The organism is Clostridium culturomicium (genome assembly GCF_000821305.1).
Lineage (GTDB): Bacteria > Bacillota > Clostridia > Clostridiales > Clostridiaceae > Clostridium_J > Clostridium_J culturomicium.
This window is the reverse complement of record NZ_CCXK01000013.1, coordinates 323,967-336,988: the sequence shown is the minus strand read 5'-3', so window position 1 is coordinate 336,988 and position 13,022 is coordinate 323,967. Positions and strand designations below refer to the sequence as shown.

General features: G+C 31.1%; 13 protein-coding genes. All 13 read right to left on the bottom strand.

Features of this window, described 5'->3' with window-relative positions:
* Window positions 1-34 precede the first annotated feature (34 nt).
* The gene (locus tag BN1075_RS03510; RefSeq protein WP_040191645.1) at window positions 35-289 is read right to left on the bottom strand and encodes a YlmC/YmxH family sporulation protein; all 255 of its coding nucleotides are present in this window, start codon (window positions 287-289) and stop codon (window positions 35-37) included.
* A 95-nt stretch (window positions 290-384) separates the two neighbouring features.
* Window positions 385-1,158 (bottom strand): RNA polymerase sporulation sigma factor SigG, encoded by a 774-nt coding sequence (gene sigG, locus BN1075_RS03505; protein WP_040191644.1) that lies wholly within the window; start codon window positions 1,156-1,158, stop codon window positions 385-387.
* Window positions 1,159-1,231: 73 nt separating this feature from the next.
* Window positions 1,232-1,939 (bottom strand): RNA polymerase sporulation sigma factor SigE, encoded by a 708-nt coding sequence (gene sigE, locus BN1075_RS03500; RefSeq protein WP_040191778.1) that lies wholly within the window; start codon window positions 1,937-1,939, stop codon window positions 1,232-1,234.
* Window positions 1,940-1,984: 45 nt separating this feature from the next.
* A complete protein-coding gene (spoIIGA, locus tag BN1075_RS03495) occupies window positions 1,985-2,788 on the bottom strand; it encodes a sigma-E processing peptidase SpoIIGA (protein WP_040191643.1) in 804 nt (267 codons plus the stop codon).
* Between the two features lie 294 nt (window positions 2,789-3,082).
* On the bottom strand, window positions 3,083-4,186 hold the full coding sequence (gene ftsZ, locus BN1075_RS03490) for a cell division protein FtsZ (protein ID WP_040191642.1): 1,104 nt from the start codon (window positions 4,184-4,186) through the stop codon (window positions 3,083-3,085).
* Window positions 4,183-5,430 carry a cell division protein FtsA gene (gene ftsA / locus BN1075_RS03485; protein ID WP_040191641.1) on the bottom strand — a complete coding sequence of 416 codons (1,248 nt, stop codon included), beginning with the start codon at window positions 5,428-5,430 and terminating at the stop codon, window positions 4,183-4,185. Before ftsA ends, ftsZ begins: the two co-directional genes overlap by 4 nt.
* Before the next feature lie 295 nt (window positions 5,431-5,725).
* On the bottom strand, window positions 5,726-6,718 hold the full coding sequence (locus tag BN1075_RS03480; protein ID WP_042386876.1) for a type IV pilus twitching motility protein PilT: 993 nt from the start codon (window positions 6,716-6,718) through the stop codon (window positions 5,726-5,728).
* Between the two features lie 171 nt (window positions 6,719-6,889).
* Window positions 6,890-7,594, bottom strand: a complete 705-nt coding sequence (gene sigK / locus BN1075_RS03475) for an RNA polymerase sporulation sigma factor SigK (RefSeq protein WP_040191640.1) — start codon at window positions 7,592-7,594, stop codon at window positions 6,890-6,892.
* A gap of 114 nt (window positions 7,595-7,708) precedes the next feature.
* Window positions 7,709-9,385: a penicillin-binding transpeptidase domain-containing protein gene (locus tag BN1075_RS03470; RefSeq protein WP_040191639.1), complete on the bottom strand. Its 1,677-nt coding sequence runs from the start codon at window positions 9,383-9,385 to the stop codon at window positions 7,709-7,711.
* 54 nt (window positions 9,386-9,439) lie between these two features.
* Window positions 9,440-10,066: a uridine kinase gene (udk, locus tag BN1075_RS03465; protein WP_040191638.1), complete on the bottom strand. Its 627-nt coding sequence runs from the start codon at window positions 10,064-10,066 to the stop codon at window positions 9,440-9,442.
* Window positions 10,066-11,292 carry a peptidase U32 family protein gene (locus BN1075_RS03460; protein ID WP_040191637.1) on the bottom strand — a complete coding sequence of 409 codons (1,227 nt, stop codon included), beginning with the start codon at window positions 11,290-11,292 and terminating at the stop codon, window positions 10,066-10,068. The genes udk and BN1075_RS03460 overlap by 1 nt, the downstream gene beginning before the upstream one ends.
* Window positions 11,258-11,941, bottom strand: coding sequence for an O-methyltransferase (locus BN1075_RS03455; RefSeq protein WP_040191635.1), 684 nt, complete (start codon window positions 11,939-11,941; stop codon window positions 11,258-11,260). The genes BN1075_RS03460 and BN1075_RS03455 overlap by 35 nt, the downstream gene beginning before the upstream one ends.
* 82 nt (window positions 11,942-12,023) lie before the next feature.
* Window positions 12,024-13,022 carry an endolytic transglycosylase MltG gene (gene mltG, locus BN1075_RS03450; protein ID WP_040191634.1) on the bottom strand — a complete coding sequence of 333 codons (999 nt, stop codon included), beginning with the start codon at window positions 13,020-13,022 and terminating at the stop codon, window positions 12,024-12,026.

Below are 13,022 nucleotides of genomic sequence, written 5' to 3'. Positions count from 1 at the left end.
ATTTACTATTTGTATATAAAAACTTTGAAGGATTCTACTTTTCAAAAGTCTCATCACCGTCAACTAGTATTACATCTATCCCTATCTTTTTAATTCTATCCCATGGTATTTCAAGGTCTTCCCCTTTAGAAAACCATCCTGTTTTTTGTGTAGGTATGGTTATCGCTTCAATTTTATAGTCTTCGCAATTAACTTTTAAATCCTTTATATATCCCAACTTTGCACCTGTATTTATATCAATAATCTCCATTGACCTTAAGCTGCTTATTGCAAACATTGATGTTTCCATAACTCTTCCCCCTTAAAAATTATATCTCTTAATCTATATTCTTTATTTTACTTAATAGAACTCACAAATAAAAAAAGAGCCCTAAGGCTCTTTATTTACACATGTTTACGCATATGCTTTAATGCTGTTTTTTCTAATCTAGATACTTGTGCTTGAGATATCCCTATCTCATCTGCCACTTCCATTTGAGTTCTTCCTTGAAAGAATCTCAAGTTTAAAATTAATTTCTCTCTATCTGTAAGTTTTTTCATCCCTTCCTTAATAGAAATATTTTCAAGCCATCCATCATCCAAATTTTTACTATCGCTTATTTGATCCATAACAAAAATGGCATCACCACCATCATGATATATAGGTTCAAAAAGTGATATTGGATCTTGTATTGCATCTAGTGCAAACACGACTTCTTCCTTAGGCATTTCTAATTCCTTAGCAATTTGAGATATACTTGGTTCTTTATTATCTTTACTAACTAGTTTATCTCTAACTTGTAGAGCTTTGTAGGCTATATCCCTTAAGGATCTACTTACTCTAATGGAATTATTATCCCGAAGGTATCTCCTAATTTCCCCAATAATCATAGGGACTGCATAAGTAGAAAATCTTACATTCTGACTTAAATCAAAGTTATCAATAGCTTTCATAAGTCCTATACAGCCAACCTGGAACAAATCGTCAACATTTTCCCCTCTGTTATTGAATCTTTGAATTACACTTAATACTAATCTCAAATTACCTCTTATAAAATCTTCTCTGCAATTCTTGTCACCTTGTTTTATCTTAATTAACAATTCTCGCATTTCCTTTTCTTTTAAAACAGGCAATTTGGAAGTATTGACACCACATATTTCGACTTTATTAATCATCATAAGGTCTCATTCCCTTCAGAATAATTACATTAGAATTATCTCCCCAAGGGTATTTTTTATACTAAAGACAACCTTACAACATTTTATTTATTTCTTTTTTTAATCTTTTTATTATTCTTTTTTCCAGTCTTGAGATATAAGATTGAGATATCCCAAGCATGTCAGCGACTTCTTTCTGAGTCTTTTCGTCTACTCCATTTATTCCAAATCTAAGCTCAATAATTTCTCTTTCTCGATTACTCAATTTTCCCATAGCTATCCCTAAAAGCTGCTTGTCAACTTCTTCTTCAATATAATTATATACAACATTACTATCAGTCCCTAAAATATCTGAAAGAAGTAATTCATTGCCATCCCAGTCTATGTTTAATGGTTCATAAAATGAAATCTCCGTCTTTATTTTATTATTTCTTCTAAGGTACATAAGAATTTCGTTTTCTATACACCTTGATGAATAAGTAGCTAACTTTATTTTTTTCTCTGGTGCAAAAGTATTTACAGCCTTTATTAAGCCAATAGTTCCTACTGAAATTAAATCTTCTACATTTACTCCAGTATTTTCAAACTTTCTTGCAATATAAACTACTAACCTTAAGTTTCTTTGAATAAGTATAGAGCGAATACTCTCATCTCCCATTTCCAAATTCTCAACAAGAGCTTCTTCCTCTTCCTTGGTAAGGGGTGGTGGTAGGGCGTCATTGCCTCCGATATAGTCTATTCTTTTCGCAAAGATTCTAAATCTACCTAAAAATCTACTTAATAAACTTTGTAGCCTATCCATAACATTATTTAATATATTAGATATCTTATTCATTATAATACCCTCCTATTCTATAATCCCCCTTGGTAAAAGTCCGTTATAATCATTATGTTTACTTAGCTTTTTATCACTAAATGCCAATATTGCTTTTTCATCCTTCAAGTTTCCATCTACGTCAATCTTAATGCTATCTGGCTTTATACCCATTAAATTTCCACCATAACCACTAACCACAGAATATGGAATACTGTAAACATTATAACTATCAAGGTTCATATCCTGAAATAATTGTCTTTCAACTATTATAACTGGCAGGTTAGTTGCTGGTTCTCTGAGTTCATTGCCTGTATCTAAAAAAGTTTTAACTTTTGTTTTCACTCCATTAATACATATCTCTATATTATAAATATAGCTAGTTAACTGCTTTCTTTCCCTAACGTAAATTACAATTCTATTTACCACCAAATATAAAGCCATTAAAGCCAAAATAAGATTTTTATATGAAAAACTATAAATTACAGCATCTTGACTTAAAGCTGGATTATCCTGTATTGCCATGTAAAATGCTACACCAGCTAATAGCATTGAATACAAAATAAATATGCAGCTTCCCTTTATTGCAGCTATAAAATCCTTAGTTCCTAATGCAATTAAAATCATAATAAATGCTATAGATATTTTAAAAGGAACAATAGTTAAAAATTTAAGCCACGGCATCACAGCAGTTATAACATATAGACTTCCAACAACCGATGATACTATAAGCCTTATAGTTGAAGTTTTCTTCTTAATAGTTTGAACTGTGGTCCTTAGCAAAAATAAATTTATCAGAAAATTTTCTAACAAAAGTATATCCAAGTAAACTACCATGACCTAACCTCCCTACAAGATATTATATATACTTCTTCAAGTAAAATTTGTAAAATTATACTATCAATTCAAATATTATTCCCTTAATTTTATTCCATTTTGCGATGGAATCTTCCTAAGTTTTCCTTTTAGGTAATGGATATTACAAATACCATTTTATTTACATATATTTTTTTAATTTTACCTATAAATATAATTAAATTACAGAATATTCAATCTATTTTTTTTAGTAAGTTAATATAATAAAAAAGGCAATAGAAATTCCTTTCTATTGCCTTCAAAACTTCAATCATATTATCTCATGTTTTTTCTTAACCATGTCGGTACTGTATAATCATCACTATTAGACTTAGCTGGTTGAACTTCATTCCTAGTTGTAGCAGCCTCATCTTTAGCAGTAGCTTTAGTTACTGTTTCAGCAGCGCTATTTGCAACCTTACCAACTTCACTATCAAAACCTGTTGCTATTACAGTTATTCTTATTTCATCATTTAAACTTTCATCTATAACTGCACCAAATATAATATTTGCATCTGGATCAGCTTCTTCTTGTACTATTTGTGCTGCTTCATTAATCTCTAAAAGAGATAAATCAGAACCACCAGTTACATTTAAAAGAACTCCAGTTGCTCCTATAATAGATGTTTCTAATAGAGGGCTTGAAATAGCTTCTCTAGCAGCATCTTGTGCTCTATTATCACCTTTTCCAACTCCAACACCCATGTGTGCAAGACCTTTATTTACCATTATTGTACTGATATCTGCAAAGTCTAAGTTTATAAGACCAGGGATAGTAATAAGGTCTGATATACCTTGAACACCTTGTCTTAACACATCATCAGCCTTTTTAAATGATTCTACTAAAGTTGTTTTCTTATCAACTAAAGCTAATAATCTCTCATTTGGAATTGTTACTAAAGTATCTACTGATTGCTTTAATGAATTGATTCCGCCTTCTGCATGGATCATTCTTTTTCTTCCTTCAAATGGGAATGGCTTTGTAACAACACCTACGGTTAAAATCCCCATAGATTTTGCTATTTCAGCTACTACTGGAGCAGCACCTGTTCCAGTTCCACCACCCATTCCACAAGTGATAAATACCATATCTGAACCCTTTAAAGCTTCAGTAATTTCATCTTTGCTTTCTTCTGCAGCTTTTCTTCCAATCTCAGGATTTGCACCAGCTCCAAGACCTCTTGTAAGCTTGTCCCCTAATTGTATTTTTGTATCTGCTTTTGAAAGAAATAGAGCTTGCTTATCAGTATTGATCCCAATAAACTCTACATTCTTTAATCCTGCTTCTATCATTCTATTTACAGCATTATTTCCACCGCCACCGCAGCCTATTACTTTAATTTTGCATAACTCTTCGTTTTGAACATCGAAATCTATCACTTTTTTACCTCCTCATTAGAAAAACCTTTTAATAGTCCTTTTAGCTTTACTATAAACTTGTTTTCGCCTTTACCTATGCTCTTCTCTTCTAAAATATCACCTTGTGAATTTTCATTTTCAATTAGTAAATCTAGCTTTTTACTTAAAACATAACCAATTATGCCTGTGGCAGTTGAATAAATCGGATTTGCTGCACCTACATATTCAGGTACACCAATTCTTATTGGTTTTCCTAATATATCTTCTGCAACATTTAATATATCTCTATATTGAGATATCCCCCCTCCAACTAATACATAACTTTCAACTTGATTACTTAACTCTTCAGCTTCTAATTGCTTTGAAATCAGCTCTAGAACTTCTTTAACTCTTTCGCAAATTATTTCTTCGAGCATTAAATAGTCAATTTCTTTTTTCTCATCATTCAATGTAGTAACTCTAATGGTATGTTTATTATTAGAATTCCCCTTTAACAAGGTGTTACATTTAAACTTTAATTTTTCACTTTCTTCTCGTGACAATTTCAAACAAATGGATATATCATTTGTTATTGTATCCCCTCCTAAAGGTATTGAAAAGAAGTCAAGAAACTTGCCACCTTTGAACACTGAAATCTCTGAATTAGTACTTCCAATATCTATCAAAGCAACTCCTTTATGAAGTTCATCTTCATTTAAAATATCTTTAGACATGCCTATAGAGTTTACTATAAAACCTTTAACCTTAATTCCAGCTTCATTTAATATTTTTTTATATTCATTAACATATTTATTATTAACTATAAATGCATTCCCCTCTGATTCAAGGAGTGTGGCCTTCATAGCAATAGGATTCCTTATATTTCTCATCCTGTCGACTATGTATTCTTCTATATCAACTTGTACAATTTCTTGATTTTTGTTAACACAAAACTTTGCAACCTCACCTACATTTATCACATCTTCTAAAATAATCTCTTTTGAAACAGGAAACGACACAACTCCCTTAGTATTTACAACTTCACACATTGAAATAGGTATAGATACATAAGCTTCACTTAAAGGTTCACCAATAATGTCCCTTAATCGGCTTATCACACTATTTACTGTAGCAGAAACATCAGCTTCTTCTACTTCGGTCTTTACTTCACTGTAATCTGATGTAGTAATTCCAAGTAACTGTATACTATTATCACTGGCAAGACTGCCAACTGCTCCACATATCTTTGAAGAACTTATATCTAGCCCAACAATGTACTCATTCATCTTACTATTCCCCCAACATTTCTAACTTCAAAAGAAGTTTATCGTGTTACAAAGCTATATTCAACATAAAAGCTCAAATTCCTTCAAATTTGTGGAATAATTCATAAATAACTTTGGTGAAACATGTCTATAAATTCTTTGAAGATTATAAATATGCCATTAAATCATTAATTTTATAATTATAGTATAAAACCTCTTCAATAAAAATACAATAGTAAAATCCTTCTATTTGCTTATATCTGCTATACTTTTATACTTTTTCTATTATATTTAAATTTTATTATAAGTAAACTTACTAATCATTTATTATAAAATGATTAATTTTATTTATTGCCATCTCCATAGTCTGCATCCCTAACTTAGAAGAAGTTTCCATCATCGAAGGAATTTGATGAATTTTCCCCTCTCTTATTAAGTTTTGAATTGCAGGAGTACTAACCATTATCTCTAGAGCTGCCATTCTTCCACTATTATCTTTTCTCTTATAGAGCCTTTGACTGACTACTCCCCTCAATACAGTTGATAGTTGATTTCTTACTCTCAGCTGCTGCTCTGCTGGAAAATAATTGATAATTCTATCTATGGTTTTATATGTATTTATTGTATGTAATGTTGAAATTACTAGATGTCCTGTTTCTGCCGCCAAAAGACAAGCTGACATAGTTTCTAAATCTCTAATTTCTCCTACCAATATTACATCTGGATCTTCTCTAAGTACCGCCCTTAATCCATTATCAAAACTTTTTGTGTCGCGTCCAATTTCTCTTTGATTTATAATCGACTTCTTATGTGAGTGTAGATACTCTATAGGATCCTCTAACGTTACTATATGAGTTTTCTTATTCATATTAATCTCATTGATCATCGCCGCCATTGTTGTACTTTTACCACTACCTGTAGGACCAGTTATTAATATTAATCCATCTTTATAATTTGTTAGCTCTCTTATTATTTCAGGATGATTTAAATCATCCAGTGAAGGTATAATATATGGAATAACCCTTACTGCGATAGTATCATAATTTCTTTCCCTATACACATTAATCCTATACCTTCCTACATCTTCAAGACTATATAGTATATCCCATTCCCCTACCTTCATATAATCTTCATAGTTATTTCCTAAAATCTCTTTACTGTATTCAACCATATCTTCTTTAGTTAAATTAATATCCGTAATCTTAATTAATTCACCGTTTTTTCTTTGAATCGGTGGAACCCCCACTGATAAATGTAAATCAGACCCACCTTCATTAACAACATATCTTAAAAGTTCTGACAATCTCATAACTAAAACTCCTCATTTTTAATTAGCCCTTTTTCAGTTTACTATAAATTCAAACTTTTTCCAACATTTTCACGAATATTTATGCTTCAACAAAATAAAGTGATGAAAAATAAATTTTTCATCACTTCAAATGAATATGTTTTATCAATCTTGCTTTATTTTATAACTACTTTAAGGAGTCTCACCTGAATTAAACTCTTTTAATAGTTTTTTCAAAGCCCTTTTTTCTATTCTTGAAACATAAGATCTAGAAATACCTAATATTTCAGCAATTTCGCGCTGAGTTTTAGGTTTACCATCAACTAAACCATATCTCATCTTTATAATTTTTCTCTCTCTTTCTTGTAACGCTGTTTCCAAGACATTATAGAGCTTTTTCACTTGTATTTTATTTTCAACTGCATCTAAAATCGAATCTTTTTCGCTGCTTAGTATATCCATTAATGATATTTCATTTCCCTCTTTATCAAGCCCAATAGGGTCATGAAGATACACTTCTCCTTTGGTCTTCTTATTATTCCTTATAAGCATGAGAATCTCATTTTCAATGCATCTCGCAGCATATGTTGCTAACCTTGTTCCCTTATCCATATCATATGAATCAATTGCTTTAATTAATCCAACTGTACCTATAGATATCAAATCATCTACTTCTTTTCCTGGAAAGGTGTATTTTTTAACTATATGTGCTACCAATCTTAAATTTCTCTCAACTAATATCCCCTTAGCCTCAGGGTCACCTTCCTTCAGCCTTTGTAAACACTCTTTTTCCTCTTCCTCCGACAGCGGTTGTGGAAATGAATTATTTCCTGAAACATATCCTGTTAGTAAAGCATATTCGCTAATTATATTTAAAAGCCAACTCAAGCAAAACATTTATGCTCCCCCTAATAATGCTTACTAATATAATATGTTTTAAAAGTTAAAAAAGTGCTTTTTCTCATTAAATTTTAATAATTTTATTTTATGTTCACATGAATATTAAGTTTTTTACTTTAAAAACTCATTTTGTGTTATACCTTCTACAATATCCTTAAATACAGAACAAGCTACAGTGCTATACATTTTCTCTACTTTATCACTGTGTGGAATATATACTACCATAGTATAATACTTTCCATTGTAATTGAAGAATCCATTAAACCAAACATCTGATAATGCCTTTTTACCTTCTATATATTCAGTGGTTCCAGTTTTGCCACCAACTTCAACATTTTCAACTTTTGCATTTCCACCAGTCCCTAAATCTGTATTTACAACTGATAACATTGCATCCTTCAACACACTTGCAGTATACTCACTAATTACTCTATTATTTTCTGTTGTAAATTGTTCCACTATAGTTCCATCATTTTGTATAACTGAGTCAATAATTTGAGGTTTAACATAGATCCCATTGTTTACAACTGTATTTGCTATAGCCAACGCTCCTAAAGGTGTTGTTCGTGTTGTCTGACCTATAGACGTATTTGTAACTATCTCTATATTTTTCTTTTCACCATACCCTTCCATTGTACCTATCGCTTCATTTTGCAATCCTAACACAGGATCAAAAAGTCCTTGAAGCTTAGCCATCCTATACATGTTATCCACCCCTACTTTCAACCCAATTTTGCTGAAAGCTTTATTAGAAGAAGCTATATAAGCCTCATCGATTGTATACTTACTCTGCTTTTCTATACTCTCTGAAAAAAACTGAACATCTGAAATATCAAAGACTTCATTTTCATCAACTAATTCTTTCTCAAGTGCAGCTTCATATACTATAGTCTTAAAAATAGATCCCACTAAGTATCCATTAGGATTTGTTACAGCTATATTAGGATTAGACATCCAATCATTCTTTTGTGCCATGGATAAAATTTTTCCTGTTGAGCTTTCCATAAGTACAGCTCCAATCTGGTCATAAGCTTTATATTTCTCACTCTTCAAAACTTCTTCTACTTTTTCCTGAAGCTTTTTATTTAATGTAGTTTTAATATTTTTATTAGCTGGATCAATAACTTCTTCTTCTTCAATTATATTTTCACTAACATCCTTTTCAAACCTTATTTTATCTTTATAATTACCCTTTACATAATTATAAATTTCCATCTCTAAGGTGCCTTCATCCTTCATTTCTTTATTATCAGAGTACTTAACTGGTGTGGATAAAACATTTTTGATATTCCAGTTTTGTTCTTTATCATACTCATCAAATTCATATGCATAAATCCCCTTAACCTTGTTCAGCTCCTTGATTTTACTATAAGTTTCTTTATCCACCTCATACTTTTTACTGCCCTTGTCCATTTCATCCATAAGCTTTGATATATCATAATTCTTATCATAATCTCTAAGAATATATAAAACCTTCTTCATATCAACAAATGCACTTTCTTCATTTAGTGTATAAAAAGTTATAGGGTCAACAACTACATAATACTTGGAAATATAATCAAATAAATTTTCACCCTCATTATCTAAAAGGTTAAAAGTTAAATTATTAGTATACTCTTCATAATAATATTGTTTATTAGCTGAAACTGCCAAATCCGGGCCTTCCGCTAAATGCAAATATGCTAATCTTACTATTAAAAATGAAAATATTATTATTACACATCCAAATGCAGTATAATTTCTTTTTTTAATTTTATTTTTAAATTCATTTTTATTATTTAAATTCAATAAAAAACACCTCCTTTAGTAAATCTTTGACTAAAGAAAGGTGTTTCATACAGTTTATTCTTCTGTTGATAAAATTTGATATATATTTCCTTTTATTATATCTATTGCAACTCTATTATGTCCGCCTTCTGGAATAATAATATCTGCATACTTCTTAGTATTCTCTGTAAATTGCTCATGCATTTGCTTAACAACGCCAAGATATTGATTTATTACAGAATCCATTGTTCTGCCTCTTTCATTAATATCTCTAACAAGTCTTCTGATAAATCTTACATCTGCATCTGTATCAACATATATTTTAATATCTAATAATTCTCTTAAAGCTTCATCTTCAAGAACTAAAATTCCTTCTACAATTATAATTTCTCTAGACTCAACCTTAATAGTTTCTGTTTTTCTATTATGAACTTCAAAATCATATTGTGGCTTTTCAACAGACTCTCCATTAATTAAGCTCTTTAGGTGTTTAACTAATAATTCAGTGTCAAAGGCATAAGGATGATCATAATTAGTTTTAACTCTATCCTCCATAGATAAATGGCTTTGATCCTTATAATAAGCATCTTGCTCTATCATTGTTATGCGATTTTTGTCAAAACTTGAACAAATCTCCTTTGCAATGGTACTCTTTCCTGAACCAGTACCCCCTGTTATCCCAATTATAACTGGACGTTTCATTAAACTTCCTCCTTAGCCTTAATTAAAATATCATTTTCTTCAAGGTCTAATTCAACCTTAGCAGTATAAATCATCTTTGAACTTGGTGCTGTTGGAATCTTATTTCCTTTTTCATCATGAAGGTCATTTAATGTAATTTCAACATTTGCTCCAATAGGTCTCATAACTTCTACCTTATCGCCTTCAACAACCTTATTTTTATGCTCAATTGTAGCTATCCCAGTTGCTTTGTCATAAGCTTTAACTACACCAACTACATCGTAGCTTCTGATATAAGCAGAGCTTTCTTGTATTTGCTTATTCTCCTCATTAAAGAAGAATCCAGTATAATATTCTCTATGACTAGGCTTATTTAAATCTTCTAACCATCTTGGATTAAACTTATAATCCTCAGGAGATTTCATATATTCATCAATTGCTTCTCTGTATGCTTTAACAACACTTGCAACATAATATACACTTTTCATTCTTCCTTCAATTTTAAATGATAAAGCTCCCGTGCTCATAAGCTCTGGAATATGCTCAATCATGCATAAATCCTTAGAGTTCATTATGTAACTTCCTCTATCATCTTCAATAACAGGATAGTATTCGCCTTCACGTTTTTCTTCCACTAAATGATACTTATATCTACATGGTTGTGCACAAGATCCTCTATTTGAATCTCTTCCAACCATATAATTTGAAATAACACATCGTCCAGAATAAGCCATACACATTGAACCGTGTACAAATATTTCAAGATCCATATCTTCTGGAATTTTCTTTTGAACCTTTGCTATTTCTTCTAAAGAAAGTTCTCTAGCTAATACAACTCTCTTAACACCCATCTTGTACCAAAACTCACAAGTTTTCCAGTTTACAGTGTTAGCCTGAGTACTTAAGTGTATTTCCATATTAGGAACGGTCTCTCTTGCGATCATTATAATACCAGGATCAGATACTATAATAGCATCAACACCTGACTCATATAACTCTACAAGATATTCTTCAATTCCTTCTAAATCTTCATTATGAGGGAATACGTTTAAGGTAACATAAACCTTTTTTCCTTTAGAGTGTGCAAACTCCACACCTTCTACTAATTGTTCGTTTGTAAAGTTGTCAGCAAAAGCTCTAAGGTTAAGCTTGCTTCCTCCTAAATATACTGCATCAGCTCCAAAATTGATAGCTGCCTTTAATTTCTCTAAGTTACCTGCTGGTGCCAGCAGTTCCGGTCTTTTCATTTTCATTCCTCCTAACTGTTAATGCTATACCATCTCCCATTGGTAATACTGTTGTAAGTAAATTTTCATCTTGAGATATGGTTTCCATATAATTTTTCATTCTTTTAACAATGGTTATCTTTCTTCTAATCATTAAATCCTTACAAGCAACCATTCCCCTAAATAAAACATTATCAGCTATGATCATTCCGTCTTTTGCTAACATTCTTAAGCAATGTGGCAAGAAGTGACTATAATGCCCTTTTCCTGCATCCATAAAAATTAAATCATACTCATCATCTAAAGTTTCTAGAATTTCTAAACAATCTCCATGAAGAATAGTAATCTTATCCTCAAACCCTGCTTTTTTTATATTTTCAGTTGCATATTCAACCATCTTATCATCTCTTTCGATAGTTGTAATTTCAACATTATTTTCTGCTGCTAATTCCATTAATATGGAGGAATATCCTATGGCTGTTCCAAGCTCTAATATTTTTTTTGGTTTCTTTACAGTTACCATAAATTCTAACAGCCTAGCTGCTTCTTTTTGTACAATAGGAACTCCATTAGCTTCTGCAAACTCTTCTAGTTCTTTAATAATCCCTTTCGAGTCTCCAATAAGTTCTCTTAGATATTTTTCCATATAATCATAGGTAATTCCGCTCATATCTTCCTCCACTTAATATCTTAATTTCAATATAAAGTTATAAGCCCAAAACCCTTCTGAGCTTATAACTTTATTATTTAATTTAATATCCTAATTCTGCCTGTTTATTCAAGAAATCTTGATAATCATTCGTAAAATAGTGATGTACTCCATCTTCAGTCAACACATAGAATAAGTAATCCGTTTGTGCTGGATTCATTGCAGCCTTAATAGACTCTAATCCTGGACTACCAATAGGTCCTACAGGTAAATTATAGTTTTTATACGTATTATAAGGTGAATCTATCTCTAAATGTTTATATAAAACTGTATCCACATGTTCACCTAACGCATATATTACAGTCGCATCAATCTGAAGCATCATACCCTTTGCAATTCTGTTATTTATTACAGAAGCAACGATACTTCTTTCATCATCTGCCATAGTTTCACCTTCAATAATTGAAGCCATTGTAACGTATTTATATATATCTTCTTTATTTCCAACAATACTTACAACTTTCTGTTCGAATACATTAAGCATTGTTCTTATTACTTCTTCTGGTGATACATTTAAATTAAATTTATATGTATCTGGGAACAAGAACCCTTCTAAATCATACCTTCTTTCTGTTGATTCAGGTATATAGCTAGGAACAGGATAAGCCTTTACTGCTTCAATAAATTCTGCTTTTGTAAAGAGTCCCTTACTTTCAAATAAGTCTCCCATTTCCTCAATATCATAACCTTCTGGAATGGTAATTGAACTACTGCTTCCTTCTGGCTCTTTCTCTAAAATTGAAATCATCTCTTCAAAAGAGGAATCAGCAGGAACCTCAAAAGTTCCTGGTAAAATATTAGCTGAAGGTCCTTTTAATCTCATGTATATATTCATACATACTCTATTCTTAAGCTTACCTTCATCATCTAGTCTTTCAACAACTCCGTATAAAGAGTCTCCTTCATTTACTACAACTTCAATCTCACCTTTACCCTTGAGTGGTTTTTTAGTAGCATAACCATAATAAAAAAATGATGAAACAATGGCAAGGAAAAATAATGCAACTATGGACCATGCAATTATTCCTAATATCTTCTTCAT

Coding starts and splice junctions, on each gene's coding strand:
- BN1075_RS03455 (WP_040191635.1), bottom strand. CDS start 11,941: ATGAGCGGAATTACCTATGATTATATGGAAAAATATCTAAGAGAACTT.
- mltG (WP_040191634.1), bottom strand. CDS start 13,022: ATGAAGAAGATATTAGGAATAATTGCATGGTCCATAGTTGCATTATTT.
- sigG (WP_040191644.1), bottom strand. CDS start 1,158: ATGATGATTAATAAAGTCGAAATATGTGGTGTCAATACTTCCAAATTG.
- ftsA (WP_040191641.1), bottom strand. CDS start 5,430: ATGAATGAGTACATTGTTGGGCTAGATATAAGTTCTTCAAAGATATGT.
- BN1075_RS03510 (WP_040191645.1), bottom strand. CDS start 289: ATGGAAACATCAATGTTTGCAATAAGCAGCTTAAGGTCAATGGAGATT.
- spoIIGA (WP_040191643.1), bottom strand. CDS start 2,788: ATGGTAGTTTACTTGGATATACTTTTGTTAGAAAATTTTCTGATAAAT.
- BN1075_RS03460 (WP_040191637.1), bottom strand. CDS start 11,292: ATGAAAAGACCGGAACTGCTGGCACCAGCAGGTAACTTAGAGAAATTA.
- sigE (WP_040191778.1), bottom strand. CDS start 1,939: ATGGATAGGCTACAAAGTTTATTAAGTAGATTTTTAGGTAGATTTAGA.
- BN1075_RS03480 (WP_042386876.1), bottom strand. CDS start 6,718: ATGAGATTGTCAGAACTTTTAAGATATGTTGTTAATGAAGGTGGGTCT.
- sigK (WP_040191640.1), bottom strand. CDS start 7,594: ATGTTTTGCTTGAGTTGGCTTTTAAATATAATTAGCGAATATGCTTTA.
- udk (WP_040191638.1), bottom strand. CDS start 10,066: ATGAAACGTCCAGTTATAATTGGGATAACAGGGGGTACTGGTTCAGGA.